Raw genomic sequence first — 25788 nt, forward strand, 5'->3', positions numbered from 1 at the left:
CGTGGCGGCGATCACCGACGACCAGGTGGAGACCGTGCGGGCGCTGGTGGCGTCGGTTCCGTCGGGCGCGGTCACCACCTACGGCGACATCGCGGACGCGGCCGGCCTGCCGAGCCCCCGCATCGTGGCGTGGATCATGCGCACCGATTCATCGGACCTGCCCTGGCACCGGGTGATCCGGGCGTCGGGCCGGCCCGCGCCGCACCTGGCGACGCGCCAGCTGGAGCGGCTGCGCGCCGAGGGCGTGCTGGCCCGCGACGGCCGGGTGTCGCTGAAGGAGTGCCGGCACACGTTCTGACGCGCGGGTGAGAACACAGGGCTGTGCTCGGGGGCCGATTCGCGACCAGGAATGCTATTGCGCGGGAACTAGAGGGCGAGGCGCACCAGGGCCGCCGTGCGTGCCAGTCCCGGGAACGCCGCCGCCGTCGACCGCGGATGCAGCGCGTGTACGGCGAGCCGGAACATCAAGGCCCGCAGCAACATCTGCGGCCACTCCGGCAGGGCGTTCCAGCGCTCGATGAGCCCGTCGTCGGCCTCACCCCACGACAGCGCGTCGACCACGACGACACCGGCCGCCCAGGCCGGGGGCCGCCAGTACGGCGTGATGTCGGTGATGCCTGGCGCCGCCGTCCCCGCGAAAAGCACTGTGCCGTAGAGGTCTCCGTGCACCAACTGGCTGGGGCTGCGCGTCGGCCGGCGCAGCGTCGCGAGCTGGTTGATCAGCTCGACGGACTTCTGTCCGTCGGCCGTGCCGGGTGCGACCCGTGCGCCGGGCGGCAACGAATGCAACGGCCGTTCCTCCCAGGCGGCGCGGTCGGCGGCGATGAACACGTCGACGTCGGCCCACGGCGCGATCGGGGGCTGGGTCAGAAACCGGGGCCGCTCCAGCTTGGCGGTGGCCTCGTGCAGCCGGACCGCGGCGGAGACGACCTCGTCGTGGCGCGGTTCGGGGGTGCCCGCCACGTAGGTGTCCGCGCGCCAGCCGGCGACGACGTAACGTCCGTCGGTGGAGCGCACCGGCCGCGCGAGCCGGACACCGTCGACGAACAGCGTCTCGCGCACCTTCGCCGACCAGGCCGCGCGGGCGTGGTCCGCGACCATCGAAAGCACGACCTCACCGCAGCGCCAGCCGCCCTCCCAGCTGGAACCCAGCGGCACCGGCTGCACTCCGGACAGCCCGAAGGCTGTGAGGACATGCTCGGGTGGGCGCTCGGCGGTCACGGCATCAGCGTAATTGCCGCGGGCGCCAACCCTGCGTTAGTACATCACCATGTCGGGTTCGAGTTGCTTGCCCCAGGCCACGATCCCGCCCTGGATGTGCAACGCGTCGGAGAAGCCTGCCTTCTTGACGATCGCGAGCACCTCCGCCGAGCGCACGCCGGTCTTGCAGTAGAACACCGGGGTCCGGTCGACGGTCAGCTTCGACAGCGCCTCGCCGCTCTCGAACGAGCCCTTGGGAATCAGCTGCGCGCCCTCGATGTGGTTGATGTCCCACTCCACGGGCTCACGGACGTCGATCAGCGCCAGCGGCTTACCCGTATCGAGCAGCTCGGCCAGTTCGCGGGGCGTGATCGTCGATTCAGCGGCAGCCTCGGCGGCCGCGTCGGACACCACGCCGCAGAACTCCTCGTAGTCGATGAGCTCGGTGATCTTGGGCGTGGCCGGATCTTTGCGGATCTTGATCGTCCGATACGTCATGTCCAGCGCGTCGTAGACCATGAGGCGCCCCAGCAGCGGCTCCCCGATGCCGGTGATCAGCTTGATCGCCTCGGTGCCCATCACCGACGCGATCGAGGCGCACAGGATTCCCAGCACGCCTCCCTCGGCGCACGACGGCACCATGCCCGGCGGCGGCGGCTCGGGATAGAGGTCGCGGTAGTTCAGGCCCAGTCCGTCGGGGGCGTCCTCCCAGAACACCGACACCTGGCCCTCGAAGCGGTAGATCGATCCCCACACGTACGGCTTGCCCGCGAGCACGGCCGCGTCGTTGACGAGGTAGCGGGTCGCGAAGTTGTCGGTGCCGTCGAGGATCAGGTCGTAGTCGCTGAAGATCTCGACCGCGTTGTCGGGCTCCAGGCGGGCCTCGTGCAGAACCACGTTCACCAGCGGGTTGACCTCGAGGATCGAGTCCCGGGCGCTTTCCGCCTTGGACCGACCGATGTCGGACTGACCGTGGATGATCTGGCGCTGCAGGTTGGACTCGTCGACGACGTCGAACTCGACGATGCCGATCGTCCCTACCCCGGCGGCGGCCAGGTACAGCAGCGTGGGCGACCCGAGGCCACCCGCCCCGATGACCAGCACACGCGCGTTCTTCAGTCGCTTCTGCCCGTCCAGACCCAGGTCGGGGATGATCAGGTGACGGCTGTACCGCGCGACCTCGTCGCGGGTGAGTTCAGCTGCTGGCTCTACCAGCGGCGGCAGCGGTGAGGACACCGATTTCTCCTTGGTTGGCGTTCAAGACCCATCTCAACAGGTACGGGGTGCAACAGCAACGAGGCCCCGTCGCTTCCCCAGCGCTCCCGGCGATCAGGCGATCGGATACGGCCAGGGGTTGAAACGGCAGGTCTTGCCGTCCGGGGTGACGGTGCCCGGGTCGAACCGGGCCGCGTCGGTGTTGTTGGTCGAGAACGTCTGCTGCATCATGATCGGCGCCAGTTCACCGCTGACCGTGCACTGTTCATGCCGCGGATAGCCGATCGCGTGACCGACCTCGTGGTTGATGACGTACTGCCGGTAGGAGCCGATGTCGCCCTGGAACGGCACCGCGCCACGCACCCAGCGGGCCTCGTTGATCAACACCCGCGGCTGACCCTCGAACGCCGGGTTGTAGCAGGACGCCTCGAGTTGGATGTCATAGCCGCAGCCCTCGCGCACCGTCATCGGCGAGGTCAACGACACCCGGAAGTCGGGTTGCACACCGGCGCTGTCGTCGACGCGGACGAACGCGAACTGCGGGTTGTGCGTCCAGCTCTTCGGGTTGGCCAGGGTTTCGCTGACCATCCGGGCGAAGCCGTCGTCACCGCCGAACGTGGTGGTGTCCACGCCGTCCTCGACCTCGACGGTGTAGGTGAACACCTTGGTCGTGCCCTCGCCGATCTGCGGGGTGGTGCCCGGAACGACGTGCCAGGTCCGTGCGCCGGCCTCGGTGAAGGGCCCGCCCTCGGGAAGGATCCCGGTGGGCAGGTTCGCGTCGAACTGGGTGAGGCCCTTGGGCGGTGCGCCGACGATCGCGGTGCTGGCCACACCGATCGTCGGGGGTCCCTGTACCGGGCCCTCCGCCTCCGCGGCCTGCGGTGCGACGCTGCTGCCGGTGACGGTCTGGTAGACGACGACCGCGGTCAACACGACGAGTAGCGGCAGCGCGTAGGCGCGCCAGCCGTAGGTGGAGACGAACCGGCCGAGCCACGTCTGCTTGCGCCAGCGCTGATGCTCGTCGCGGTTGGACCGGACCCGCCCGGAATCCTCGGCCAGCGGGTCCCGCTGCGCGCGAAGGGGCTCACGCCACTCGTCGCGGAGCACGGGAACGCGACCGCTCCCGCGACGCCCCGGGTCGTAGGTCACCGACACAGGATGTCACAGGATGACCGGCCCGGACCTCCGGCGCGCCTGCACCGGGAAGATGTCCTGCCGCCCGCGCCCAGCCAACGGTAGTAGTGTCAGCGGAACCGAACTCACGACGGCGGAAGCGCCGGCAGTAGAACTCGAGGTCCTGATGAGCGAACTCGCCAGAACGGCGCAGCGGCGCGGTGGGCAGCCGGCCAACGGCACCGGCCTGCCCAGCACCAGCGCAGCCCGGCGCGGTAACCGGCTGCCCCGTGACGAGCGCCGTGGCCAGTTGTTGATCGCCGCCAGCGAAGTGTTCGTCGACCGTGGCTACCACGCCGCCGGGATGGACGAGATCGCCGAGCGCGCCGGCGTCAGCAAACCGGTGCTCTATCAGCACTTCTCGTCGAAGGTGGAGCTGTACCTCGCGGTGTTGCAGCGCCATGTCGACAATCTTGTCTCCGGGGTGCGCCAGGCACTGCGCACCACCACGGACAACCGGCAGCGCGTGCGCGCGGCGGTCGAGGCGTTCTTCGACTTCATCGAGCACGACAGCCAGGGCTACCGGCTGATCTTCGAAAACGACTACGTGACCGAACCCCAGGTGGCAGCGCAGGTGAAGGTCGCCACCGAGGCGTGCACCGACGCGGTGTTCGATCTGATCAGCCACGACTCGGGGCTGGAACCGCATCGCGCCCGGATGATCGCGGTCGGCCTGGTCAGCATCAGCGTCGATTCGGCACGCTACTGGCTCAACAACGAGCGCCCGATCGCCAAGGACGACGCGGTGGAGGGCACCGTGGCGTTCATCTGGGGCGGGCTGTCGCACGTCCCGCTGACGCGCTCCTGAGCGGCGACAGCCCGCTTCACCGTCAGCCGGCCGAGCGGGTGACCTCTGAGCCGACGGCACCCACACCGAACCCGACGCGCCGTGCGTCGGCAGCGCCGATCTCGACATAGGCGATCCGCGCGGCCTGCACCAGATACCGCCGGCCCTTCTCGTCGGTGAGGGCAAGCACGCCGGAGCCCGCCTCCAGCGCATCGGAGACCAGCTTCTCCACTTCCGCCGGCGTCTGCGCGCTGCTGAGGATCAGCTCGCGCGGGCTGTCGGTGACACCGATCTTGACCTCCACAGTGGGAACCCTTCCGTCGTTCGAGAACTCTTCTCCAGGAGGCTAGTGGACACCGGCCGGGCCGCGCCGGGCCGGGACCTACGCGGTCAGCGAACGCGGGCGCCGCTGTGCAACGGCGGAGCGACCGAACCGAGTCCCGACCGTGACCGCGGCGGCAGGCGCGTCACCCTCAGCCGTCACTTCTGCCTTCGTAGCATCGGCCCGGCAACCGCGAAGAAACGACGGGGACAGCTGGATGAACAGGCCATACACCGCACACTCGCCGTACTCCCTGACGCCGACCGAGCGCATCCGCAGCCCGCGCGGACGTGGGCGCTACGACGGCGAGCCTCACGACGAAGCAGACCGCTACGGCTACGCCGACCTCGACACCGACGTCTATCCGCCCTACCCGGGCGACGACGAGACCGGCGATGCCGACTACGACGACTACCTCGACGAGGCCCGTATCGACCGGCGCTGGATGTGGATCGCCGGCATCGCCGGGGTCATCCTGTTCGTCGCCGTGATCACGGCCAGCATGATCCTCGGCGGCGGTGACAGCGGTTCGGTGTCGGCGACCGTCGCCTCCGACGAGCCCACCACCAGCGCTGCGCCGGAACCCTCGGCAGCACCGCGGGTGGTCGCCCGGCCCCCGGCGCAGCCGTCGCTGCCCGCCGAGACCGTCACCACCATCTCGCCCGCCCCGCCGAGCCCGACCGCACAGAGCCCCGTGCCGCAGGCGGCCACACCGCTGCTGCCCGCGCCGCAGGCTGCTCCCCCGCCGCCGGCGGCCGCCCCCGGCACCGTCACCTACCGCATCACGGGCAACCGGGCGCTGCTCGATCTGGTCACGGTCATCTACACCGACGCCCAGGGTGCACTGCAGACCGACGTGAACGCGGCGCTGCCGTGGTCGAAGACGATCGTGCTGAACCCCGGAGTCACGCTGAGCTCGGTGACCGCCACGAGCGTGGGAGGTCAGCTCAACTGCGCGATCCTGGACGCGAACGGCTCGTTGATCGCAGCCCAGAACAACAACTCGATCATCACGAACTGCACGCGCTGACGGCGCTCAGGCCAGGCCCAACTCCTGCATCCGGGCGCTGTGCGTCTGCTGCAGCGTGTCGAAGAAGTCGGTGATCTGCGACAGCCCGCCGCCGGACATCACCAGGTCGACGAGCTCGTCGTGGTCGGCCAGCACGTACTGGGCCTGAGTGATGGCCTCCCCGAGCAGCCGCCGGGACCACAGCGCAAGGCGGTGCCGCTGCCGGTCGCTCGCGGTCACCGCGGCGCGCACCTCGGCGACCACGAACTGGGAGTGACCGGTCTCGGACAGCACGGAACGGATGACGTCGGCCACCGGCCCGGGCAGCGCATCGGCGATCTCGAGGTAGAAGTCGGCGGCCAGGGCGTCACCGACGTACGTCTTGACCAGAGCTTCCAGCCAGGTGCTGGGGGTGGTGAGCCGGTGGTAGTTCTCCAGCGCCGAGGCGTACCTCGTCATCACCGGCACCACGTCCACCCCGCGGTGCTCCAGCGCGTCGCGCAGCACCTCGTAGTGGTTCATCTCGGCGGCGGCCATGCTCGCCATGTTGATCCGGCCCCGCAGATTCGGCGCCATGCGGGCCTCTTCGGTCAGCCGGTAGAACGCGGCCACCTCGCCATAGGCCAGCAGTGCGAACAGCTCGACGACGCCGGGATGGTCGGCGGAAACCCGGGGAGCCGCCGGGGCACTCGACTCCGCTGCCGGAGCTGAAGCGGAGGCCGCGGACGGCGTGGAATTCATGGGCCCAACTCTAGTCGGCAGCGGCGAAGGTGACTGAGCGCCGGCCGACCGGCTACCATGGAACGCGGTGTCGGCGCGTAGGCCGACAGATCGATCCAGGTCAGGCAGGCGTCATCGCCGCAGGCACCGTGGCAATGTGCGTGCACGGAGCGGCCCGCCCCCTCAGAGCTGGGCCCAACGAAGTTCACTTCTCACCTCGTGCGCGCGTGGAAACGCATGAGGATTGACAAGTGAAAGGCTTCGTCTACACGTATGACTCCCGTAACCCCGCACCCCACCCCGACCTTCGCCGAGCTGGGGGTGCGCGATGAAATCGTGCGCGCCCTCGCCGAGAGCGGCATCGAACACGCCTTCGCGATCCAGGAACTGACGCTGCCGCTTGCGCTGGCCGGCGACGACCTGATCGGTCAGGCCCGCACCGGCATGGGCAAGACCTTCGCGTTCGGTGTGCCGCTGCTGCACCGGATCACCACCGACACCGAACGACCGCTCACCGGAATCCCGCGGGCCCTGATCGTCGTCCCGACCCGAGAGCTCTGCCTGCAGGTCTACGGCGACCTCGTCGGCGCCTCGAAGTACCTGATGGCCGACGACACGCGCAAGCTGACCGTGACCGCGATCTACGGCGGCCGCCCGTACGAGCCGCAGATCGAGGCGCTGCAGAAGGGTGTCGACGTCGTCGTCGGCACGCCCGGCCGGTTGCTCGACCTCGCCCAGCAGGGTCACCTGCAGCTCGGCGGCCTGTCGACGCTGGTGCTCGACGAGGCCGACGAGATGCTCGACCTGGGCTTCCTGCCCGACATCGAGCGGATCCTCAAGCAGATCCCCGAGCAGCGGCAGGCGATGCTGTTCTCGGCGACGATGCCGGACCCGATCATCACGCTGGCCCGCACCTTCATGACGCAGCCGACGCACATCCGCGCCGAGGCCCCGCATTCGGCGGCCACCCACGACACCACCGAGCAGTTCGCCTACCGGGCGCACGCGCTGGACAAGGTCGAGATGGTCAGCCGCATCCTGCAGGCCGAGGGCCGGGGCGCGACGATGATCTTCACCCGCACCAAGCGCACCGCCCAGAAGGTGGCCGACGAACTCGCCGAACGCGGCTTCAAGGTCGGCGCGGTGCACGGTGACCTCGGGCAGGGCGCGCGCGAGAAGGCGCTCAAGTCCTTCCGCACCGGTGAGGTCGATGTGCTGGTCGCCACCGATGTCGCCGCGCGCGGTATCGACATCGACGACATCACGCACGTCATCAACTTCCAGATCCCCGAAGACGAGCAGGCCTACGTGCACCGCATCGGCCGTACCGGGCGCGCCGGCAAGACAGGCATCGCCGTCACGCTGGTCGACTGGGACGAGCTGCCCCGCTGGACGATGATCGACAAGGCGCTCGGGCTGGACACGCCCGACCCCGCCGAGACGTACTCGAGCTCGCCGCACCTGTACGAAGAACTCAACATCCCGACCGATGCCGCCGGCTCGGTCGGCAAGCCGAGCCGCAGCACCGACAAGCCCAAGCGCGAGCCCCGCGAGCGCACCGCGCGGCCCGCGAACAACCGCAGCCGCCGTCGCACCCGCGGTGGCCAGCCGGTCGGCTCCCACCCCGAGGCGGCCGAGCAGGTTTCGGCGGCCGACGCCGACGCTCCTGCCGATGACTCGGCCGATGCCTCCCGCGCGCCGCGTCGTCGCCGTCGGCGTCGCCCGAACAAGACGGCTTCCGCCGGCGCCAGCTGAGCCGAAGCCGCGCGATGGTCAGACCGGAGCGCCGCACCCGAGCAGATGTGGTGGCGGCCGTGGTGATCGCCGCTGTCGTCGTGCTCGTCGTCGCGATCGTGTGGTGGACCAGCGATGCCCGGGCCACGCTCAGCCGGCCCGCCGCCTCTCCGGTCCCGACGCTGAAGCCGGCCGTCGCGGTGCCCGCCGCGCTGCGGCAGGTGTGGACGGTCCCGAGTGCGCGCACCAGCCAGCCGCTCGTCGTGTCCGGGGCGGTGGTCACCGGGGACGGGCGCGCCATGCAGGGCCGCGACCCCGCCACCGGTGACGTGCTGTGGAGCTACGAGCGCGACCTCGACCTGTGCGGGGTCACCTGGGTCTACAACTACGCGGTCGCGGTCTACCCCGACGTTCGCGGCTGCGGGCAGGTCAGCACCGTCGACGCCCGCACCGGGACGCGGGGTCCGGCCCGGACCAGCTACGCCGACAAGCAGGTGACGCTCTCCGGTGACGGCACCACCGTGCTGTCGGCCGGCGACACGCGGCTGGAGATGTGGCGCTCGGACATGGTGCGCATGCTCAGCTACGGCGCACTCGACGCTCCCTTGAACCCGGGCAAGCCGGCCTCGCCGCTGTGCCGCTTCACCTCCGCCGCGGCGAGTTCGTCGGCCGTGTCGGTGCTCGAAGCCTGCCCGAACCAGGCCGACATTCGGCTGACCCTGCTGCGCCCGTCCGACGAAGAGGACACCCCCGAGCTCAAGTACGTGCAGCAGAAGGGCGTCGCCGACGGTAGCGGGGCTCGCGTGGTGGCCGTGTCGGACACCACCACCGCGTTGTACGTCCCCACCCCGAAACCGCGGCTGGACATCGTCGACGAGACCGGCGCGACGATCGACAGCACGGTGGTCCCCTCCGCCCCGTCCCCCGACGCGACGACGTCGCGCATCGGCGATCTGATCACCTGGTGGACCGGCGATGCGCTGATGGTGTTCTCGGCGACGAACCTGAAGTACCGCTACACCGTCGCCGCGTCAGGCGACAACGCGCCGGTCGGTCCCGCCGTGCTGATGGCCGGTCGGCTTCTGGTGCCGGTGACAAGCGGCTACGACGTGTTCGACCCGGTCACCGGTGCCGGTGAGCGGCACATCCCGCTGCAGCGTCCGGCCGGAAAAGGACCGGTGGTCCCCGCGGTGGCGGGCACGACGCTGCTCGAACAGCGGGGCGACGAGCTGGTGGCGCTGTCGGGCGACGATCAAGCGGTGAGGGACGAGCCGCGTTGAGGAGCCCGACCGACAGGCTGTCGGGCTAGAGCTCGGGGGTGAACGTCGCCAGGGCCTTGCCGGTCTTCCAGTGCTTGAGCAGCGCATCGGCGAATTCGCGGTAGGCGACCGCGCCCTTGTTCTTGCGGCCGGTCAGCACCGACGACCCGGACGCACTGGCTTCGGCGAAGCGCACCGTACGCGGGATCGGCGGCGCCAGCACCGGCAGTCCGTAGCGGTCCGCGACATCGAACAGCACGTCACGGCTGTGCGTGGTGCGCGCGTCGTACAGCGTGGGCAGCGCCCCGAGCAGTTTCAGGTCGGCGTTGGTGATCTGCTGGACGTCGTTGATGGTGCGCAGGAACTGCCCGACACCGCGGTGCGCGAGCGTCTCGCACTGCAGCGGGACGACGACCTCGTCCGCCGCGGTCAGGCCGTTGAGCGTCAACACCCCCAGCGACGGCGGGCAGTCGATGATCACGACGTCGAATTTGTCGCGGCCAGATGTCGCCGCCGGGGCGGCTCCCGTGATCTTCGCGAGCGCCCTCTTGAGCGCGTACTCCCGGCCCGCCCGCATCAGCAGCATCGCCTCGGCCCCGGCCAGGTCGATGTTGGCCGGCAGCAACGTCATTCCCTCAGCGGTGTCGACCAGCGCAGCGTCGGGTTCGACGTCGCCGAGCAGCACCTCGTGCACCGACACCGCGAGCTTGTCGGGGTCCTGGCCCAGCGAGAACGTCAGACAGCCCTGCGGATCGAGGTCCACGAGCAGTACCCGCTTGCCCGATTCGACCAAAGCCGCGCCCAGCGACGCCACCGTCGTCGTCTTGGCGACCCCACCCTTTTGATTGGCGATCGCCAGTACCCGCGTCACAGTTCTCATCTTGGCACGCCATCCTGCCACCGCGCCGTTCGGCGGTGCCGCGCCGTGCGGCAGAATCGGACATCGTGGCCCCTCTGCAGCACCGGTTGATCCTGCTCCGCCACGGCGAGACCGAGTGGTCGAAGTCCGGTAAGCACACCGGCCGCACCGAACTCGAGCTCACCGACCACGGGCGCGAGCAGGCCGCCGCAGCCGCCGAGACACTCAGCCAGCTGCGCCTCGAGAACCCGTTCGTGGTGAGCAGCCCGCGCCTGCGGGCCAGGACCACCGCCGAGTTGGCCGGGCTGAGCATCGACGAGGTCAACGAGCTGATCAGCGAGTGGGACTACGGCGACTACGAGGGCACCACCACCGAGGAGATTCGCAAGGCCGTGCCGAACTGGCTGGTGTGGACGCACGGCTGCCCGGGCGGCGAGACGACCGCGCAGGTCTGCGAGCGCGCCGACCGCGCCATCGCGTTCGCTCTCGAGCACATGCAGACCCGCGACGTGGTGTTCGTCGGCCACGGCCACTTCTCCCGCGCCGTCATCACCCGCTGGATCGAACAACCCGTCTACGAGGGCATCCGGTTCGCGATGCCGGCCGTGTCGATCGCGGTGTGCGGCTTCGAGCACGGCGTGCGTCAGCTCAGCGCGCTGGGGCTGACCGGACATCCCGACCCCGCCGTGTCCACGTGACACGGGAGCCGACGTTCGTCCTGGCCGGACCCGACGGCGTGATCACCGCCGAGGGAGTGCACACGGCTTTCCCGCGCATCGCCGACGCGCGCGCTGCGCTGGCGTCGCACAGCGCCCCGATCATCGTCGGCGCCCTGCCGTTCGACCTCACGGCGCCGGCCGCGCTGATCCGGCCGCAGACGGTGCGCTTCACCGACACGCTCCCGTCGTGGCCGTTGCGCGAGCTGGCGCCGACGCGGATCACCGAGACGACACCGGACGCCGACGAACACCGCCGCCGCATCGCGGTCGCACTCGAGCGGCTCCGCGACACCGCCTCCGGCCTGCACAAGGTGGTGCTCGCCCGGGCGCTGCGGATCAGCGCCGACGGCCCACTCGACGCCAGGACCGTGCTGCACCGCCTGGCGGGCAACGACGCGCAGGCCACCAAGTACCTCGTGGACCTGTCCGCGGCCGGCGAAGGTTACTCCGGCACCGCGCTGGTGGGTGCCAGCCCGGAGTTGCTGGTGGCGCGCAGCGGACTGCAGGTGACGTGCCGGCCGTTCGCGGGTTCGGCTCCCCGACGCGCCGACCCGGACGAGGACGCGGCCAGCGGCGCGGCCCTGGCGGAGTCGGCGAAGAACCGGCACGAGCATCAACTGGTGGTCGACGGGCTGCGCGAGGCGCTCGATCCGCTGTGCACCGATGTGCAGACCGCCGATCGGCCGCAGTTGACCCGCACCGCCGCGGTGTGGCACCTCTACACACCGATCACCGGCCGTCTGCGCGAGAAGTCCACCACCGCACTGGATCTCGCGTTGGCGCTGCACCCCACACCGGCGGTGGGCGGCTCCCCCACCGCCGCGGCGACCGCGTTGATCGGCGAGCTCGAGGGCGATCGGGGCTTCTACGCCGGGACCGTGGGCTGGTGCGACCAGCGCGGTGACGGCCGCTGGGTGGTGTCCATCCGGTGCGCGCAGCTGTCCGCCGACCGTCGTTCGGCGCTGGCCCATTCCGGCGGGGGCATCGTCGCCGAATCCGAACCCGACGACGAACTCGACGAGACCACAACGAAATTCAGGACGATTCTGAGCGCGTTGGGAGTGCCCGATGAGTGAGATCATCCGCGCCGTGCGGCCCGGCGACGAGGCCGAGTTGACGGCGATGATCCACGAACTCGCCGCGTTCGAGCGGGCCTCCGCCGAATGTACGGTGACCGAACGTCAGTTGCGCGACGCCCTTTTCGGGCCGAACCCGGTGGTCTACGGCCATCTCGCGGAGGTCGACGGACAGGCCGCCGCAGGCGCCCTGTGGTTCCGCAACTTCTCGACATGGGACGGCGTGGCCGGCATCTATCTCGAGGACCTGTTCGTGCGTCCGCAGTTCCGCCGACGCGGGCTGGGCCGCAAGCTGCTGGCCAGGCTGGCCCGCGAGTGCGTGGACCAGGGCTACAGCCGGCTCACGTGGGCCGTCCTCGACTGGAACGTCAACGCGATCGCCCTCTACGACGGGGTCGGCGGGCGGCCGCAGGACGAGTGGATCACCTACCGGGTGTCGGGCCCCGAGCTGTCCGAACTGGCTGCCTCGTCACCGGCCTGAGTCAGCCAATGCAGCCCCGACGGGCTGAACAGCAGCGCCAGCACCGCGATCGACACCCCGGCCACCACGACGGCGTAGGCCAGCTGGCCTGAGCTGAAGACATACCAGGCGACACCGAGCAGGACGAGGTTCGCGAACACGGCGATGCCGCGGCCCCACCGCCGTCCCGTCCACAGCGCCCAGCCCGCGGCGGCGACGGCCGACCCCATGACCGCGAACCAGACCGCGGTGCCGTAGCCGCTGATCGCGTCCTCGTGGTGGCCTGCGAGTTCGCGCACGACGAGGACGACGGCCGTCACCAGCGCGAGCGATCCCTGCAGCGCGGCGATGACCCCCGCCGCGCGCACCACCCCGGGCGTCACCGGGCGATCCTGCCCGCCAGATACCGGACCGCCATCTCGTAGCCGAATGGACCGGCGCCGGCCACCACCATGTCGGCCACCGCCGACACATAGGAATGGTGCCGAAACTCCTCGCGCGCATGGATGTTGCTCAGATGCACCTCGGCGACCGGCAGGTCCACCGAGCGCAGCGCGTCGGCGATGGCCACCGAGGTGTGGCTGTAGGCGGCGGGATTGATGACGATCGCCGCGCAGTCCTCACGAGCGGACTGGATGGCGTCGATGAGCTCGCCCTCGTGGTTGCTCTGCACCGCGCGCACCTCCAGGCTGGATTCGGCGGCGACTTCGCGCACCCTGGCCTCGATCTGGGCGAGCGTCGTCGAGCCGTACACCTCGGGCTGCCGGGTGCCGAGCAGGTTCAGGTTCGGCCCGTTGACGAGGAGCAGACGGCGTGCGGTCACGGACGTACGGTACCGGCGCTTACGCGTTGCGCGGCCAACCGGACCGGGGCGTTGTCGGTTCCGTAACCGTCGTAGTGCCCGAACCGCTGCACGAATTCGAAGAACACCGACCCGACCGTGCGGGTGTAGAAGTGCACGAAATGTCCGTCGGGTCCCCGGTCGTAGAGCAGGTTGAGCGCCTTCAGTTCGGCCACCTCGTCGGCGCCGAGGCCGAATCGGCCGTGCAGGTAGTCGTAGTAGCTGTGGGAGACGGCAGGAACGCGAGACCACGGTCGGCGGCGCGGCGGGCCAGCCCGACGACGTCGGAGCACGAGAACGCGACGTGCTGGGCCAACCCGGATTGGTCGAGCACGTGCGGCGCGACGTTGAGCGGGATCCGGACCGCGCCGTCCTCGGTGCGCATCACCTGGCTGCGGACCAGGCCGGTCGGCCCGGGCACTTCGGCGGGCGCGTCGGGCGTCAGGCCGAACACGCTGCGCAGGAACAGCACGGTGTCCTCGGCTGTCTGCCAGGGCTGGGTGAGGTTCGCGTGGTCGATGGCGCGGACCGGGCAGGGTTCGGTCTCGGGCATGCCGCCGTCGAACTCTGCGACCCACTCGGGAGTGCCGTGCGCTTCGGTGATCCAGTAGAACTCCGTGCCGTCGGGCGCGATGGCCGCGCCGAAGGGTTGTTCGGAGGCGTAGGTGCGACGGTAGGCCTCCGGGGCCATCAGCTGGGCTGCCCGGGTGGAGGTGGCGCCCGCGTCGGGCACCTGCAGTCCGACCGCCGCAATGTGCGGCGCCCGGTCGCGGGCCTGCTGTTCGTTCAGCACGATGCGTGCGTCCCCGGCCGACCACAGCGACACCGGCTTGGTGCGGTGCCGGCCGCGCATCGTGAAGCCGAGCTGACCGAGCAGCACCTCGACCTCGCTGGTGTCCTCGGCCTTGAGTTCGACGAAGTCGAATGCCGTCGGGGGCTTGGCCGCGGCGAGCGTGGCCAAGTCGGGCCGCCATCCTTCCGGGCCGGCCGCAGCGACCTTGTCCTGCAACCACGTCAGTGACCGCAGCGCGTGCACGGCGGTGTGGCGGGGGTCCGTCTGGCGGAATGTGTCGTTGAAAACCTCCAGCGACAGCGGGCCGTCGTATCCGGCGGCGAGCACGCAGGTGACGAACCGGGTGAGATCGAACGCCCCCTCACCTGGGAACAGGCGGTGGTGCCGGCTCCACGAAAGCACGTCCATGGTCAGCGCGGGCGCATCGGCGAGTTGCAGGTAGAAGATCTTGTCGGCCGGGATCTCGGCGATCTGCGCCGGGTCGTGGCCCAGCGACAGCACGTGGAAGCTGTCCAGGCACACCCCGACCGCGGGATGGTCGGCAAGCTGGACGACGCGCCAGGCGCGCCGGTAGTCGTCGATGAACCGGCCCCAGGCCAGCGCCTCGAACGCGATGCGGACGCCGTAGGTCTGCGCGACGTCGCCGATGCGGCGCAATTGCTCGGCGGACACGCCGTCATCGTCGATCGTCGCGGTGGCGACGTTGCTGCACACCAGGACCGTGTCGATGCCGAGCCGCCGGGCCGTGGCGAAGGTGGCCGCGGCTCGGCGGACGTTGTCGGCGAAGGGCGGCGTCGTCGACCCCTTCGAGGTCACGCAGGGGCTGATAGAGATCCAATGTGAGACCGAGGCGTTGGGCCAGTGCCCGGATCTCTTCCGGTGAGTGGTCTCCGGCGATCAGGTCCGGCTCGAAGATCTCGACGCCGTCGAAGCCGGCGGCCGCGCACGCGTGCAGTTTCTTCACCAGTGATCCGGACAGCGACACGGTCGCGATCGAGGTCTTCATCACAGCAATGTACCAATTGGTTCATTAAGACGGAAGAGTGCGGGCCCGATCGGTGGGCGAACAGTAAGCTCAGCGATCGTGGCCGCCAAGCCGAAAGCCGAACTCCAGCGCGATGCCGAGCGCACCCGCGCCGAGCTGCTGGCCGTGGCCACCGAGGTGTTCGCCGAGTCCGGCTACTCGGGCGCCCGGGTCGACGAGATCGCCGAGCGCACCCGCACCACGAAACGGATGATCTACTACTACTTCGGCGGCAAGGAGCAGCTCTACCTGGCCGTTCTGGAGAGCGCCTACCGCGGCATCCGGGAGGCGGAGCAGAAGCTCACGGTCGACCACGCCAACCCGGTGGAGGCGATCCGACGGCTCGCCGAGGTCACCTTCGACCATCACATCGCCCACGACGCGTTCGTCCGGCTGGTGTCCATCGAGAACATCCACCGCGGCGAGTTCATCCACCAGCTGCGCGACCTGCCGGAACTGTCCCAGCCGGCGACATCGCTGCTCGACGACATCCTGCGCGACGGGCGTGAGGCCGGCGTCTTCCGATCGGACGTCACGGCGCTGGACGTGCACCTGGTGATCAGCTCGTACTGCGTGTTCCAGGTGGCCAACCGCTACACCTTCGGCTATCTCTTCGACGTCGACCTGACCGACATCTCGCAGCGCGCCCACCTGCGCCGGATGATCGGCGACGTCGTCGTGGGCTGGTTGACCGCGCCCGTCGGCTGACCCGGCCCGCCCTCCCGCGAGCAGACGCAAACTCGCGCGCTGCGGCGCGATTCCACCCGAGTTCGCGTCTGCTCGCGCGTCCGTGGAGTATGCGGGCGGTCACATTCCACTCTTGACGCGACGCGGCCCACAGTGCTCTACTTCTACTAACGAACCAGTTAGTACATTATGGAGAGGCCCCCATGGACCCGCGTCCCTACCTCGTCGGACTCGTCGGCACCGGCGTCGGCCCGTCGCTCTCACCGGCGCTGCACATGGCCGAAGCACGCGCCCGGGGGCTCGACTACGTGTACCGCACGATCGACCTCGGCGACCTGGGCATCTCCCCCGCGCGGATCGGCGAGGTGCTGTCGTGGGCGCGGTCTCTCGGATTCGACGCGCTGAACATCACCCACCCCTGCAAGCAGCTGGTGGTCGAGCACCTCGACGAGATCGATCCGGCCGCGGCCGCACTCGGCGCAGTCAACACCGTCGTGTTCGGTGAGGACGGCCGGACCCACGGCCACAACACGGACGTCACCGGCTTCGCCCACGGTTTCACCGAGGGACTGCCCGGCGCGGCCGTCGACACCGTCGTGCTCGTCGGTGCGGGCGGGGCCGGCACCGCGGTGGCCGATGCGCTCCTGCGGCTCGGCTGCCGGCATCTGCACATCGTCGACCTCGACGTCGCCCGCGCAGCGCGGCTGGGCGTCGACCTCGCGGCGCGCCATCCGCAGGCCCGAGTGGCGGCGTCGGCATTCGACGATCTGCGCGACCTGTTGCCCGTCAGTGACGGCGTGGTCCACGCGACCCCGACCGGCATGGCGGCCCACCCGGGGATCCCCTTCTCCGCCGAAGCCCGCTCTGCCGGGCACCGCGGGATTGAAGTTCGCGGTGTGGCTGGGCGCCGTGCTCGACGCCTCCGACACACTGGACTGCGTGCCCGCACCGGCGGTGCAGGCCGGCGGCGCTGCGGGCAGCCTTGCCGCCGCGACGGAGCTGACGGGTTCGGTCGACGCCGCGATGGCGATGTCGAGTGCGCTGGCCGCGAAACTGGGCCTGGCACAAGCGCTTCCGTGGCACACCTCGCGTTCCCGGCTGACCCGCACCGGTGACGCACTCGTCACCTGCTGCGACGCGTGGGGACACATCGCCAACGACGTCGCGGTCGGCTGCCGCACCGGCGAATTCGCCGAGAGTTCCGGTGGCGGGTCCTCGACGATGCCGCACAAGAGCAACCCGGTGCTGACGGTGCTGCTGCGCCGCGCCGCGCTGACCGCGCCCCCACTCGGCGCCGCGCTGCACTCTGCGTCGGCGGCGTCGGTCGACGAGCGCTCCGACGGCGGCTGGCACGCTGAGTGGGCGCCGCTGCGCACACTGGTACGCACCACCGTCGTCGCCGCCTCGCAGGCCACCGACATGGTGACCGGTCTCCGCTTCGACGCCGCCCGCGCTCGCTCCAATCTTCACGCGGCCGACGGCATCGACGCCGAACAGCAGGCCATGGCGCAGTTGACGGACCGTCAGCCCGCGTCCACCTATTCCGGTGCCGCCGATCAGCTCACCGACGCCGCGCTGCGCCGCGCCACCGCCTATCTGGAGGAGACCCCATGAGCATCCGCGACGACGGAATGGCCGTTCGCCGTGAGGTTCTCGGCGACGCCCATGTCGACCGCGCGGTCGACGGGACCACCGCGTTCACCGAGGAGTTCCAGGATCTCATCACGCGCTACGCGTGGGGGGAGATCTGGACGCGCCCCGGCCTGGACCGCAAGTCCCGGTCGTTGATCACGCTCACCGCGCTGGTCGCTCGGGGCCATCACGAAGAGCTCGCGATGCATGTGCGGGCCGCCCGGCGCAACGGCCTGACGGTCGAGGAGATCAAGGAGGTGCTGCTGCAATGTGCGATCTACTGCGGGGTGCCCGACGCCAACACCGCATTCCGCATCGCCTCGCGCGTGCTCGAGGAGGAGTAGCTCACACCGCGGCCGGCACGCGGCTCAGCGACGCCGCGGTCTTGGCCACCACATCGTCGTAGGCGACGCCGGGCGCGAGCTCGACCACGGTGAACCCGTCACCGGCGACGTCGAACACTCCGAGATCGGTGATCACCCGGCTGACCACCGCCTTACCGGTCAGCGGCAGCGTGCAGGCCGAAACGAGCTTGGCGGCACCGGATTTCGCGGTGTGGTCCATCAGCACGATCACCCGCTCGGCCCCGCTGACCAGGTCCATCGCGCCGCCCATGCCCTTGACCATCGCGCCGGGGACCATCCAGTTGGCCAGGTCGCCGTTGGCCGCGACCTGCATACCGCCCAGAACTGCGACGTCGACGTGTCCGCCGCGGATCATCGCGAAGCTGGTCGCCGAGTCGAAGTACGACGCTCCGGCCACCACGGACACCGTCTGCTTGCCGGCGTTGACGAGATCCGGGTCGATCTCGTCCTCGTAGGGGAACGGGCCCACCCCGAGGATGCCGTTCTCGGCGTGCAGGGTGACCGACGAACCCGCGGGCAGATAGTCGGGGATCAGGGTGGGCAGCCCGATGCCGAGGTTGACGTAGTCGCCGTCGTCGAGTTCGCGGGCTGCGCGGGCGGCCATCTCGTTACGGGTCCAGCTCATCGCACAACCTCCTGCGGTTCCGGCCGTGGCCGGGTGGTCAGCTTCTCGATTCCCTTGCGGGTGGCCTGTTCCGGGGTGAGTTCATGCACCCGCTGGACGAAGATGCCCGGCAGGTGGATCTCGTCGGGGTGCAGTTGCCCCACGTCGACGACGCGTTCGGCCTCCACCACGGTGATCCGGCCGGACATCGCGGCCGGCGGGTTGAAATTGCGGGCCGCCGCGTGGAACACGCAGTTGCCCGCGGTGTCGGCAACGGCAGCACGGATCAGCGCATAGTCGGTGACGATCGACTCCTCGAGGAGCATCTCGCGACCGTTGAAGACGCGGACCTCCTTGGGGGGCGAGGCCAGCGCGACGGTCCCGTCGCTGTGATACCGCCACGGCAGGCCGCCCTCGGCGACCATCGTGCCGACGCCGGTCGGGGTGAAGAACGCGCCGATACCGCTGCCGCCTGCGCGCAACCGTTCGGCCAGCGTGCCCTGCGGGGTCAGTTCCACGGTGAGCTCGCCGGCCAGGTACTGGCGTGCGAATTCCTTGTTCTCCCCGACGTAGGAGGCGATGACCCGGCTGATCCGGCGCGCTTCGAGGAGCAGGCCCAGCCCACCGCCGTCTACTCCGCAGTTGTTGCTGACGATGGTCAGGCCGCCGGCGCCCTGCTCCAGCAGCGCGTCGATGAGGAACCACGGGATGCCGGCGAGGCCGAAACCGCCGACGGCCAGGCTGGCCCCGTCGGGGATGTCGGCGACGGCCTCGGCGGCCGAACCGACCACTTTGCTGCGGGTCATGACTGCTCCAGATGTTCGATGAGGGCGGGGGTGATCACCCCGGGTTGTTCGGCATTGGCCAGATGGGCGGCGCCGTCGACGACCAGGAGCCGCGCCTCCGGGACCGTCTCGGCGATCTCGGCCAGCTTGGCCAGCGGGGTGGCCGGGTCGTCGGCTCCCGCGATGGCCAGCGTCGGGGCGGTGATCGAGGAAAGCTGTTCCCGGAGATCGAGTTCGGCGATGACCTCACAACAGCTCGCGTATCCCTCGGCGGGGGTGGCCGCGACCATCTGCTGCCAGGAGCCGCGGTCGCCGTCGTACCCGTCGGTGAACCAGCGGTCGACGACGGCGGCGGCGACGGCCGCCGTGCCCTGTGCGCGGACGGTGGCGGCGCGCTCGACCCACGCAGTGGCCGGCGGCAGCTGCGCACCGGTGCACAGCAGGGCCATCCTGTCGACCCGTTCGGGGTTTCGCGCAGCCACCCGCATGGCGGTCATCCCGCCCAGCGACAATCCGACGAGGTGGGCCCGCTCGAGGTCGAGCCGGTCGAGTAGTGCGATGAGGTCGTCGGCGAGATCGTCGATCGTGTACGGCCCATCCGGCACCGGTGAGGCGCCGTGGCCGCGGGTGTCGTAGCGCACCACGGTGAAGCGCTGCTCGAGGTCGGCGACCTGTGCGTCCCACATCCGATGGGTCGATCCCAGCGAGTTGGACAGCACCACCACCGGCCCGGCGCCGGAGACCACCGCGTGCACACCGACGGCGGTCATCGGACGGCCTCGAACACTGCGGCCAGACCTTGGCCGCCACCGATGCACATGGTCACGAGGACGTAGCGGGCGTCGCGGCGGCGCGCCTCGTAGGCGGCGGTGGCCAGGATGCGTGCCCCGGTCGCCCCGATCGGGTGACCGAGCGAGATGCCGGATCCGCATGGGTTGACCCGGTCGTCGAGCGGATCGATCTTCCATTCGGCGAGGACGGCGAGCACCTGGGCGGCGAACGCCTCGTTGAGTTCGATCAGGTCGATCTCGTCGAGGGTCAGGCCCGCCCGGTCGAGCGCCGCGGCGGTCGCGCCCACCGGGCCGATCCCCATCACCTCGGGGCCACAGCCGGTGACCGCCCAGGAGCGCAGCCTCAACAACGGTGTGAGCGAACGTTTTTCGGCTTCACCTTCGGTAGTGACGACGCACAGGGCGGCGCCGTCATTCTGGCCGGAGGCGTTGCCTGCGGTGACGGTGGCCTCGGGATCGACCCGGGCCCGCAGCGGCCGCAACGCGGCCAGCGTCTCGAGATCGAGGTCTGCTCGCGGGTGCTCGTCGCGATCGACGACGACGTCGGGCCGGCCCCGGCGGCCCGGCACGGTGACCGGGACGAGTTCGTCGGCGAAGCGGCCGGCGTCGTGGGCGGCCACGGCGCGGCGATGGCTGCGTAGCGCGAGCGCGTCCTGCTCGGCGCGACCGATGCCGTACTCGCGGCGCAGGTTCTCGGCGGTCTCGATCATTCCACCCTCGACGGGATGATCTGCGCCACCCGCAGTTTCGCGAGCCCGATCGAGCCGGTCGAGCAGCGCGATGCCGCCCTGGCGCACACCGGTGCGCAAGCCGAGTGCGTAGTGCTCGACGTTGGACATCGATTCGGCGCCGCCGGCGACGACCACCCGCGCCGCACCGGTGGCAACCTGGCCTGCTGCGTACAGCACGGCCTGTAGGCCCGAGCCGCAGCGCCGGTCGATCTGCAGCCCCGGCACGCCGGTACCGAGCCCCGCGTCGAGGGCGGCGATGCGGCCGATGGCGGGGGCCTCCCCGCTGGCGTAGCCCTGGCCGAGGATGACGTCGTCGATGTCTCCGTCGCCGAGGCCGGTCCGCGCGGCCAGTTCGCGCAGCACGACGGTGGCCAGGTCGGCGGCGCCGAGCGGGGCGAGTGCGCCGCCCATCCGCGCCACCGGGGTGCGCAGTGGACTGCAGATGACGAGATCCATGGCTCCACGCTAGGTCCGCGACTCGGTAAAGAGAAATACCGAAACAGCCATCATTGAGATGTCTAGAGTCTTGATCATGGAGTTGCGCCACCTCCGCTATTTCCGCGCCGTCGCCGAGGAATTGCACTTCGGCCGTGCCGCCGAACGTCTCCACATCGCGCAGCCGCCGCTGTCGCAACAGATCCGCCAGCTCGAACGCGAGCTCGGGGTCGACCTGCTCACCCGGACCACCCGCTCGGTCGAGCTGACCGCCGCGGGGCGCGCGTATCTGCGGCGCGCGATCGCCCTCCTCGACGAGGTCGACGACGCCGCCGAGCAGGCGCGGCGGATCCACGCCGGGCAGGAGGGCCGGCTGACCATCGGATGCGTGGGCTCGGCGACGTACTCCCTGCTGCCGCAGTTGGTGCGCGCGCTGCGCGAGACCCTCCCGCGCGTCGAGGTCAGCGTCCGCGGCGAGATGCTCGCGCCCGCCCAGTTGACCGCACTGCACAGCGGCGCCATCGACGTGGCGCTGCTGCGGCCGCCGGTCGACCACCCCGGCATCGACGTCGAGACGATCCGCCGTGACCCTCTGCTCGCCGTTCTGCCGGCGGACCACCCGTTGGCGGCCAGAGACACGCTGTCGGTGGCCGACCTGCGGGAGGAGGTCTTCGTCGCACACGCCGGTCAGGGCCGATCGGTGATGAGCAGCATCCTCGCGGCCGCATGCGCCGACGCCGGCTTCGTCCCCACCGTGCGGCACGAGGTGACGGAGACGTCGACCCTGGTCACCCTCGTCGCCGCCGGTCTCGGCGTCGCGATCGTGCCGGCTCCGAGCGCCGCATTGGACATCGCCGGAGTCCGCTACCGCCCGCTGCTGCCGACCAAGCTGGGCGTCGACCTGCTCGCCGCGAGGCGTTCTGCGGAGTCCGGGGCCGACAACCCGCTGATCGGCAACGTGATCAGCGTGCTGCGGCAGATCGCCGTCGACGAATCCGGATAGGCTCACCCCTCGTGCGTGCCGTGCTGATCGTGAACCCGAATGCGACGTCGACGACGCCGGCGGGGCGCGACCTGCTGGCCCACGCTCTCGAGAGCCGGACCCGGCTGACCGTCGTGCACACCGACCACCGGGGCCACGCGATCGAGATCGCCGGCGACGCCGCCCGCCGCGGGGTCGACGTGCTGATCGTGCACGGGGGTGACGGCACGGTGAACGAGGTCGTCAACGGGGTCCTCGGGGAGCTCGGACCGTCGAACGCCGGCCCGGCCGTCGGCGTCGTCCCCGGCGGATCGGCCAACGTGTTCGCCCGAGCGCTCGGCATCAGCCCGGACCCCCTTCAGGCGACCAACCAGCTCGTCGACCTGCTCTCGGAGTTCCGGCGCACCCGCAGTTGGCGACGCATCGGATTGATGGACTGCAAGGAGCGCTGGGCGGTGTTCACCGCGGGCATGGGGGTGGACGGCGACGTCGTCGCCGCCGTCGAGGAGCAGCGCGCCAAGGGCCGCAAGGTCACCGCCTCGCGCTATATCCGGGTCGCGATCCGCGAAGTCCTGGCCAGCGCCAGGGCGGAACCGACGCTGACGCTGCACCTGCCCGACCGCGATCCGGTCACCGGCGTGCACTTCGCGTTCGTGTCGAATTCCAGCCCGTGGACCTACGCCAACGCCCGGCCGGTGTGGACGAACCCGGACACGACGTTCGAAACCGGACTCGGGGTGTTCGCGACCACCAGCATGAACGTGTGGGCCAACCTGGGCCTGGTTCGGCAGATGCTGTCACGGAATCCGCGCCTCGACGCCAGGCATCTGGTCCGCGACGATGACCTGGCGTGGCTGAAGGTGACCAGTGACCGGCCGGTGGCATGCCAGATCGACGGCGATTTCATCGGCCCGCGCGAAAACATGGAGTTCGTCGCGGTACCGGACGCTCTCGGTGTGGTGGCCCCGCCCCCGACTTCTCGGCCGTAACACCTCTGACCTGCACCGCGAGCCGGTAATTGTTACGTCACACCCCCAGATATGGGCGCAGGTGGATTGAGTGTAGTACAACCGAGCAGAGGGATCGGTAACGGTCCGCCGTAGTGAGATAGCCCACGAGTTAACGCACTGCTATTGACATCTGTTCAGCCTGTGAAAGCATCGGATGCAACAGCGCAGAAACATTTGGAGCGCTTGCGTTAACAGCCGAAGTAAAGCTCGTGCGCTTCGCTGCGCACACGAAAAGGAGTAGGACTCATGGATTGGCGCCACAAGGCGGTCTGTCGCGACGAGGATCCGGAACTGTTCTTCCCGGTGGGGAACAGTGGCCCGGCCCTTGCCCAGATCGCTGACGCGAAGCTCGTCTGCAATCGCTGCCCGGTGACTGCGGAGTGCCTGAGCTGGGCTTTGGAGTCCGGACAGGACGCCGGCGTGTGGGGCGGCATGAGCGAGGACGAGCGTCGTGCGCTCAAGCGCCGCAACGCGCGGACCAAGGCGCGCTCCGGAGTCTGACCGCGTTCCGCTTCATCTGGTGACGGCCCCGACGAAATGTCGGGGCCGTAACTATGTGAATTGAATTACACCGGAACTGTCCGGAATGCGAACGACCGAATGCGCGGGCGGGGCACCGGGATTGGTCAGAATTGACTCGTCCGGCCGCGGCGGCCGATCGGCACCCGCAGCACCACGTCGGTGCCCCCGGTGGGCACATCGTGCATTCCCAGCGACCCGTCGAGTTCGGCCGAGACCAGGGTTCGCACGATCTGCAGACCGAGGCGGTCGGACTTCTCCAGGCTGAAGCCGTCGGGCAGGCCCCGTCCGTCGTCGTGGACCACCACGTCGAGCCAGCGGGCCGAACGCTCGGACCTGATGGTGACGCAACCGGCCGCCGTGGAGGCGTCGAAGGCGTGCTCGATGGCGTTCTGCACCAGCTCGGTGATCACCATGATCAGCGCGGTCGCGCGGTCGGCGTCGAGGACGCCCAACTCCCCCTGTCGGTTGATCCGGATCGGGGAATCGACGGTGGCCACGTCGTTCATGATCGGCAGGATCCGGTCGATCACCTCGTCGAGGTTGACCTCTTCGTCCACCGACATCGACAGGGCGTCGTGCACCAGCGCGATCGAGGACACCCGGCGCACGGATTCGATGAGCGCCTCGCGACCCTCGGCGTTGGTGGTGCGGCGGGCCTGCAACCGGAGCAGCGCGGCGACGGTCTGCAGGTTGTTCTTCACCCGGTGGTGGATCTCCCGGATCGTCGCATCCTTCGACAGCAGTGCCCGGTCCCGGCGCTTGACCTCGGTGACGTCGCGGATCAGCACCGCCGCGCCCACGGCCTCGCCGTGCGCCATCAGCGGCAGCGTGCGCAGCAGAACCGCGGCGCCTCCGGCGTCGACCTCCATCCGCATGCTCGATCCGCCGGCGAGCGAGTCGCGGACGTGGTTGGCCAGTTCCTGTGCCTCGAACGGATCGGAGATCAGCGGCCGGGTGACGGTGACCAGGTTGTGGCCCTCCAGTTCGGCCGTCAACCCCATCCGGTGATACGCCGAGATGGCGTTCGGGCTGGCGAAGGTCACCGCCCCGGCCTGATCGAGCCGGATGAAGCCGTCACCCACCCGCGGGCTCGACCGCGACATCGCGAGGTCCCCGACGTTGGGGAAAGTGCCCTCCGACAGCATCAGCAGCAGGTCGCCCGAGCAGTCGACGTAGGCGGCCTCCAGTGGGCTGGCCTGCCGCGGGGCCAGCGACGTCTGGTGGGTCAGGACCGCGACCACGTCGGCGCCGTAGCGCACCGGGACGGCCTCCACGTTGAGCCCGGGCCCGGCGTCGGAGCCCTCGATCGTCGCGCGGCCGATGTCGCCGGAGTCGAACGCCGCGGCGATGATCGGCACCTCGGCGGAGTCCGCGACGGTGCCCACCGCATCGGCGAGCAGCACCGTCGGCGCCGTGTTCGGCCGGACCTGCGCGACGCACACCACCTGACCGTCGTCGCGGCGCACCCACATCAGGAAATCGGCGAACGACAGGTCGGCCAGCAGCTGCCATTCGCCGACCACGGCGTGCAGGTGGTCGACGGCGTTGCCGGGCAGGATGGTGTGCTCGGCGAGCAGGTCACCGAGTGTGGACATGACCTACTGCGGGCTAGCTGATGACCGCGATGAGATCGCCGGCCTGGATGACGTCACCGACCGAGACACTGACCTTGCTCACGGTTCCGGCGACCTCGGCGAGCACAGGGATCTCCATCTTCATCGATTCGAGCAGCACCAGGGTGTCGCCTTCACCGATCTGATCGCCCTCGCTGACCACGACCTCGAGCACACTGGCCACGATTTCCGCGCGAACGTCCTCGGCCATCTTCACCCCACTCATCCACCGGCGTCTGTTGGCGTCTATCGAACCACACCACGCTGTGGACAGAGCATCAACCGGTCCGTGAGACAATGGCGGCAATCAGTTGAGTAATTCGGAGGTGGATCATGGCCAAGCGTGGCCGCAAGAAGCGCGATCGGAAGCACAGCAAGGCCAACCACGGCAAGCGACCCAACTGCGGTTCGAAGTCAGTGCGCTGACCCCTGCTTCAACG

31 protein-coding genes and 1 pseudogene are annotated in these 25788 nt (G+C 69.8%); 16 read left to right on the top strand and 16 right to left on the bottom strand.

Going from position 1 to position 25788, the window contains the following annotated elements; all coding sequences use genetic code 11:
* Position 1: 1 nt before the first annotated feature.
* Entirely contained in the window at positions 2 to 298 is a 297-nt protein-coding gene (locus tag G6N45_RS24340) for an MGMT family protein (RefSeq protein ID WP_163725900.1), read from the top strand.
* Between the two features lie 68 nt (positions 299 to 366).
* On the opposite strand, the gene G6N45_RS24345 is transcribed toward G6N45_RS24340, so the two are convergent.
* The 3 genes from G6N45_RS24345 to G6N45_RS24355 form a co-directional block, all read right to left on the bottom strand.
* The gene (locus tag G6N45_RS24345) at positions 367 to 1221 is read right to left on the bottom strand and encodes a TIGR02569 family protein (protein WP_048416695.1); all 855 of its coding nucleotides are present in this window, start codon (positions 1219 to 1221) and stop codon (positions 367 to 369) included.
* Positions 1222 to 1257: 36 nt separating this feature from the next.
* Complete coding sequence (moeZ, locus tag G6N45_RS24350; protein ID WP_163725903.1) at positions 1258 to 2436, bottom strand: adenylyltransferase/sulfurtransferase MoeZ; 1179 nt, start codon at positions 2434 to 2436, stop codon at positions 1258 to 1260.
* A gap of 93 nt (positions 2437 to 2529) precedes the next feature.
* Positions 2530 to 3564 carry a DUF3152 domain-containing protein gene (locus tag G6N45_RS24355; protein WP_163725906.1) on the bottom strand — a complete coding sequence of 345 codons (1035 nt, stop codon included), beginning with the start codon at positions 3562 to 3564 and terminating at the stop codon, positions 2530 to 2532.
* A 151-nt stretch (positions 3565 to 3715) separates the two neighbouring features.
* Here G6N45_RS24355 and G6N45_RS24360 point away from each other — a divergent pair, with 151 nt between their 5' ends.
* Complete coding sequence (locus G6N45_RS24360; RefSeq protein ID WP_043414721.1) at positions 3716 to 4396, top strand: HTH-type transcriptional activator FasR; 681 nt, start codon at positions 3716 to 3718, stop codon at positions 4394 to 4396.
* Between the two features lie 22 nt (positions 4397 to 4418).
* Here the strand turns inward: G6N45_RS24360 and G6N45_RS24365 are convergent, their stop codons facing one another.
* Positions 4419 to 4679, bottom strand: a complete 261-nt coding sequence (locus G6N45_RS24365; RefSeq protein WP_048416692.1) for a DUF3107 domain-containing protein — start codon at positions 4677 to 4679, stop codon at positions 4419 to 4421.
* Between the two features lie 235 nt (positions 4680 to 4914).
* Between G6N45_RS24365 and G6N45_RS24370 the strand changes: the two genes are divergently transcribed.
* A complete protein-coding gene (locus G6N45_RS24370) occupies positions 4915 to 5727 on the top strand; it encodes an MmpS family transport accessory protein (RefSeq protein ID WP_163725909.1) in 813 nt (270 codons plus the stop codon).
* Positions 5728 to 5733: 6 nt separating this feature from the next.
* Here G6N45_RS24370 and G6N45_RS24375 read toward each other — a convergent pair whose 3' ends face one another.
* Positions 5734 to 6447, bottom strand: a complete 714-nt coding sequence (locus G6N45_RS24375; RefSeq protein WP_163725912.1) for a ferritin-like fold-containing protein — start codon at positions 6445 to 6447, stop codon at positions 5734 to 5736.
* Between the two features lie 252 nt (positions 6448 to 6699).
* Between G6N45_RS24375 and G6N45_RS24380 the strand changes: the two genes are divergently transcribed.
* Positions 6700 to 8181, top strand: a complete 1482-nt coding sequence (locus tag G6N45_RS24380; protein WP_163725915.1) for a DEAD/DEAH box helicase — start codon at positions 6700 to 6702, stop codon at positions 8179 to 8181.
* Positions 8182 to 8195: 14 nt separating this feature from the next.
* On the top strand, positions 8196 to 9440 hold the full coding sequence (locus tag G6N45_RS24385; protein ID WP_163725919.1) for an Rv3212 family protein: 1245 nt from the start codon (positions 8196 to 8198) through the stop codon (positions 9438 to 9440).
* 25 nt (positions 9441 to 9465) lie between these two features.
* On the opposite strand, the gene G6N45_RS24390 is transcribed toward G6N45_RS24385, so the two are convergent.
* Complete coding sequence (locus tag G6N45_RS24390; protein ID WP_163725922.1) at positions 9466 to 10299, bottom strand: ParA family protein; 834 nt, start codon at positions 10297 to 10299, stop codon at positions 9466 to 9468.
* A 65-nt stretch (positions 10300 to 10364) separates the two neighbouring features.
* On the opposite strand from G6N45_RS24390, the gene G6N45_RS24395 reads away from it, so the two are divergent.
* The 3 genes from G6N45_RS24395 to G6N45_RS24405 are packed head-to-tail and all read left to right on the top strand — an operon-like array spanning position 10365 to position 12554.
* Positions 10365 to 10976, top strand: a complete 612-nt coding sequence (locus tag G6N45_RS24395) for an acid phosphatase (RefSeq protein WP_163725924.1) — start codon at positions 10365 to 10367, stop codon at positions 10974 to 10976.
* Positions 10973 to 12073, top strand: coding sequence for an isochorismate synthase (locus tag G6N45_RS24400; protein ID WP_163725926.1), 1101 nt, complete (start codon positions 10973 to 10975; stop codon positions 12071 to 12073). Before G6N45_RS24395 ends, G6N45_RS24400 begins: the two co-directional genes overlap by 4 nt.
* A complete protein-coding gene (locus G6N45_RS24405; protein ID WP_163725928.1) occupies positions 12066 to 12554 on the top strand; it encodes a GNAT family N-acetyltransferase in 489 nt (162 codons plus the stop codon). Before G6N45_RS24400 ends, G6N45_RS24405 begins: the two co-directional genes overlap by 8 nt.
* Here the strand turns inward: G6N45_RS24405 and G6N45_RS24410 are convergent.
* Genes G6N45_RS24410 through G6N45_RS24420 form a run of 4 tightly spaced genes read right to left on the bottom strand, consistent with a single transcriptional unit; the run spans position 12500 to position 14983 of the window.
* Complete coding sequence (locus G6N45_RS24410) at positions 12500 to 12916, bottom strand: hypothetical protein (protein WP_057146708.1); 417 nt, start codon at positions 12914 to 12916, stop codon at positions 12500 to 12502. The genes G6N45_RS24405 and G6N45_RS24410 overlap by 55 nt on opposite strands.
* The gene (gene aroQ / locus G6N45_RS24415; RefSeq protein ID WP_163725930.1) at positions 12913 to 13356 is read right to left on the bottom strand and encodes a type II 3-dehydroquinate dehydratase; all 444 of its coding nucleotides are present in this window, start codon (positions 13354 to 13356) and stop codon (positions 12913 to 12915) included. The genes G6N45_RS24410 and aroQ overlap by 4 nt, the downstream gene beginning before the upstream one ends.
* Positions 13353 to 13550 carry a VOC family protein gene (locus G6N45_RS28335; RefSeq protein WP_308207105.1) on the bottom strand — a complete coding sequence of 66 codons (198 nt, stop codon included), beginning with the start codon at positions 13548 to 13550 and terminating at the stop codon, positions 13353 to 13355. The genes aroQ and G6N45_RS28335 overlap by 4 nt, the downstream gene beginning before the upstream one ends.
* Entirely contained in the window at positions 13538 to 14983 is a 1446-nt protein-coding gene (locus G6N45_RS24420; RefSeq protein ID WP_308207106.1) for a sugar phosphate isomerase/epimerase and 4-hydroxyphenylpyruvate domain-containing protein, read from the bottom strand. Before G6N45_RS24420 ends, G6N45_RS28335 begins: the two co-directional genes overlap by 13 nt.
* Positions 14984 to 15251: 268 nt before the next feature.
* Here G6N45_RS24420 and G6N45_RS24425 point away from each other — a divergent pair, with 268 nt between their 5' ends.
* The 4 genes and pseudogenes from G6N45_RS24425 to pcaC all read left to right on the top strand — a co-directional run bounded on the left by G6N45_RS24425 (position 15252) and on the right by pcaC (position 17854).
* Positions 15252 to 15899 carry a TetR/AcrR family transcriptional regulator gene (locus G6N45_RS24425; protein WP_163725933.1) on the top strand — a complete coding sequence of 216 codons (648 nt, stop codon included), beginning with the start codon at positions 15252 to 15254 and terminating at the stop codon, positions 15897 to 15899.
* 182 nt (positions 15900 to 16081) lie between these two features.
* Positions 16082 to 16681: pseudogene (locus tag G6N45_RS24430) on the top strand (shikimate dehydrogenase); the annotation flags it as partial.
* 106 nt (positions 16682 to 16787) lie between these two features.
* Positions 16788 to 17492, top strand: coding sequence for a lyase family protein (locus G6N45_RS24435; RefSeq protein ID WP_246228782.1), 705 nt, complete (start codon positions 16788 to 16790; stop codon positions 17490 to 17492).
* Positions 17489 to 17854: a 4-carboxymuconolactone decarboxylase gene (pcaC, locus tag G6N45_RS24440; RefSeq protein ID WP_163725944.1), complete on the top strand. Its 366-nt coding sequence runs from the start codon at positions 17489 to 17491 to the stop codon at positions 17852 to 17854. Before G6N45_RS24435 ends, pcaC begins: the two co-directional genes overlap by 4 nt.
* 1 nt (position 17855) lies before the next feature.
* Here pcaC and G6N45_RS24445 read toward each other — a convergent pair whose 3' ends face one another.
* The 4 genes from G6N45_RS24445 to G6N45_RS24460 are packed head-to-tail and all read right to left on the bottom strand — an operon-like array spanning position 17856 to position 21242.
* On the bottom strand, positions 17856 to 18500 hold the full coding sequence (locus G6N45_RS24445) for a CoA transferase subunit B (protein WP_163725946.1): 645 nt from the start codon (positions 18498 to 18500) through the stop codon (positions 17856 to 17858).
* Positions 18497 to 19285: a CoA transferase subunit A gene (locus tag G6N45_RS24450; protein WP_163725949.1), complete on the bottom strand. Its 789-nt coding sequence runs from the start codon at positions 19283 to 19285 to the stop codon at positions 18497 to 18499. Before G6N45_RS24450 ends, G6N45_RS24445 begins: the two co-directional genes overlap by 4 nt.
* A complete protein-coding gene (gene pcaD, locus G6N45_RS24455) occupies positions 19282 to 20034 on the bottom strand; it encodes a 3-oxoadipate enol-lactonase (RefSeq protein WP_163725952.1) in 753 nt (250 codons plus the stop codon). Before pcaD ends, G6N45_RS24450 begins: the two co-directional genes overlap by 4 nt.
* The gene (locus G6N45_RS24460) at positions 20031 to 21242 is read right to left on the bottom strand and encodes an acetyl-CoA C-acetyltransferase (protein ID WP_163725955.1); all 1212 of its coding nucleotides are present in this window, start codon (positions 21240 to 21242) and stop codon (positions 20031 to 20033) included. Before G6N45_RS24460 ends, pcaD begins: the two co-directional genes overlap by 4 nt.
* Positions 21243 to 21318: 76 nt before the next feature.
* Here G6N45_RS24460 and G6N45_RS24465 point away from each other — a divergent pair, with 76 nt between their 5' ends.
* From G6N45_RS24465 to whiB1, 3 genes are all read left to right on the top strand, one after another.
* Positions 21319 to 22224: a LysR substrate-binding domain-containing protein gene (locus G6N45_RS24465; RefSeq protein WP_163725958.1), complete on the top strand. Its 906-nt coding sequence runs from the start codon at positions 21319 to 21321 to the stop codon at positions 22222 to 22224.
* Between the two features lie 11 nt (positions 22225 to 22235).
* A complete protein-coding gene (locus G6N45_RS24470; protein WP_163725964.1) occupies positions 22236 to 23192 on the top strand; it encodes a diacylglycerol/lipid kinase family protein in 957 nt (318 codons plus the stop codon).
* Between the two features lie 267 nt (positions 23193 to 23459).
* A complete protein-coding gene (gene whiB1, locus G6N45_RS24475; protein ID WP_043406682.1) occupies positions 23460 to 23714 on the top strand; it encodes a transcriptional regulator WhiB1 in 255 nt (84 codons plus the stop codon).
* Between the two features lie 125 nt (positions 23715 to 23839).
* On the opposite strand, the gene G6N45_RS24480 is transcribed toward whiB1, so the two are convergent.
* Together G6N45_RS24480 and G6N45_RS24485 are read right to left on the bottom strand one after the other, a co-directional pair.
* Positions 23840 to 25330 (bottom strand): two-component system sensor histidine kinase PdtaS, encoded by a 1491-nt coding sequence (locus tag G6N45_RS24480; RefSeq protein ID WP_163725967.1) that lies wholly within the window; start codon positions 25328 to 25330, stop codon positions 23840 to 23842.
* Positions 25331 to 25343: 13 nt separating this feature from the next.
* A complete protein-coding gene (locus G6N45_RS24485; protein WP_043414713.1) occupies positions 25344 to 25559 on the bottom strand; it encodes a biotin/lipoyl-binding carrier protein in 216 nt (71 codons plus the stop codon).
* Between the two features lie 122 nt (positions 25560 to 25681).
* Here G6N45_RS24485 and G6N45_RS28425 point away from each other — a divergent pair, with 122 nt between their 5' ends.
* Positions 25682 to 25774: a 50S ribosomal protein bL37 gene (locus tag G6N45_RS28425; RefSeq protein WP_104863173.1), complete on the top strand. Its 93-nt coding sequence runs from the start codon at positions 25682 to 25684 to the stop codon at positions 25772 to 25774.
* The last annotated feature ends 14 nt before the right edge of the window (positions 25775 to 25788 follow it).

Origin of the sequence: Mycolicibacterium psychrotolerans (assembly GCF_010729305.1) — a bacterium.
Taxonomy (GTDB): Bacteria; Actinomycetota; Actinomycetes; order Mycobacteriales; family Mycobacteriaceae; genus Mycobacterium; species Mycobacterium psychrotolerans.

Coding starts and splice junctions, on each gene's coding strand:
- G6N45_RS24360 (WP_043414721.1), top strand. CDS start 3,716: ATGAGCGAACTCGCCAGAACGGCGCAGCGGCGCGGTGGGCAGCCGGCC.
- G6N45_RS24370 (WP_163725909.1), top strand. CDS start 4,915: ATGAACAGGCCATACACCGCACACTCGCCGTACTCCCTGACGCCGACC.
- G6N45_RS24375 (WP_163725912.1), bottom strand. CDS start 6,447: ATGAATTCCACGCCGTCCGCGGCCTCCGCTTCAGCTCCGGCAGCGGAG.
- G6N45_RS24380 (WP_163725915.1), top strand. CDS start 6,700: ATGACTCCCGTAACCCCGCACCCCACCCCGACCTTCGCCGAGCTGGGG.
- G6N45_RS24385 (WP_163725919.1), top strand. CDS start 8,196: ATGGTCAGACCGGAGCGCCGCACCCGAGCAGATGTGGTGGCGGCCGTG.
- G6N45_RS24390 (WP_163725922.1), bottom strand. CDS start 10,299: ATGAGAACTGTGACGCGGGTACTGGCGATCGCCAATCAAAAGGGTGGG.
- G6N45_RS24405 (WP_163725928.1), top strand. CDS start 12,066: ATGAGTGAGATCATCCGCGCCGTGCGGCCCGGCGACGAGGCCGAGTTG.
- pcaC (WP_163725944.1), top strand. CDS start 17,489: ATGAGCATCCGCGACGACGGAATGGCCGTTCGCCGTGAGGTTCTCGGC.
- G6N45_RS24445 (WP_163725946.1), bottom strand. CDS start 18,500: ATGAGCTGGACCCGTAACGAGATGGCCGCCCGCGCAGCCCGCGAACTC.
- G6N45_RS24450 (WP_163725949.1), bottom strand. CDS start 19,285: ATGACCCGCAGCAAAGTGGTCGGTTCGGCCGCCGAGGCCGTCGCCGAC.
- pcaD (WP_163725952.1), bottom strand. CDS start 20,034: ATGACCGCCGTCGGTGTGCACGCGGTGGTCTCCGGCGCCGGGCCGGTG.
- G6N45_RS24460 (WP_163725955.1), bottom strand. CDS start 21,242: ATGGATCTCGTCATCTGCAGTCCACTGCGCACCCCGGTGGCGCGGATG.
- G6N45_RS24465 (WP_163725958.1), top strand. CDS start 21,319: ATGGAGTTGCGCCACCTCCGCTATTTCCGCGCCGTCGCCGAGGAATTG.
- whiB1 (WP_043406682.1), top strand. CDS start 23,460: ATGGATTGGCGCCACAAGGCGGTCTGTCGCGACGAGGATCCGGAACTG.
- G6N45_RS24480 (WP_163725967.1), bottom strand. CDS start 25,330: ATGTCCACACTCGGTGACCTGCTCGCCGAGCACACCATCCTGCCCGGC.
- G6N45_RS24485 (WP_043414713.1), bottom strand. CDS start 25,559: ATGGCCGAGGACGTTCGCGCGGAAATCGTGGCCAGTGTGCTCGAGGTC.
- G6N45_RS28425 (WP_104863173.1), top strand. CDS start 25,682: ATGGCCAAGCGTGGCCGCAAGAAGCGCGATCGGAAGCACAGCAAGGCC.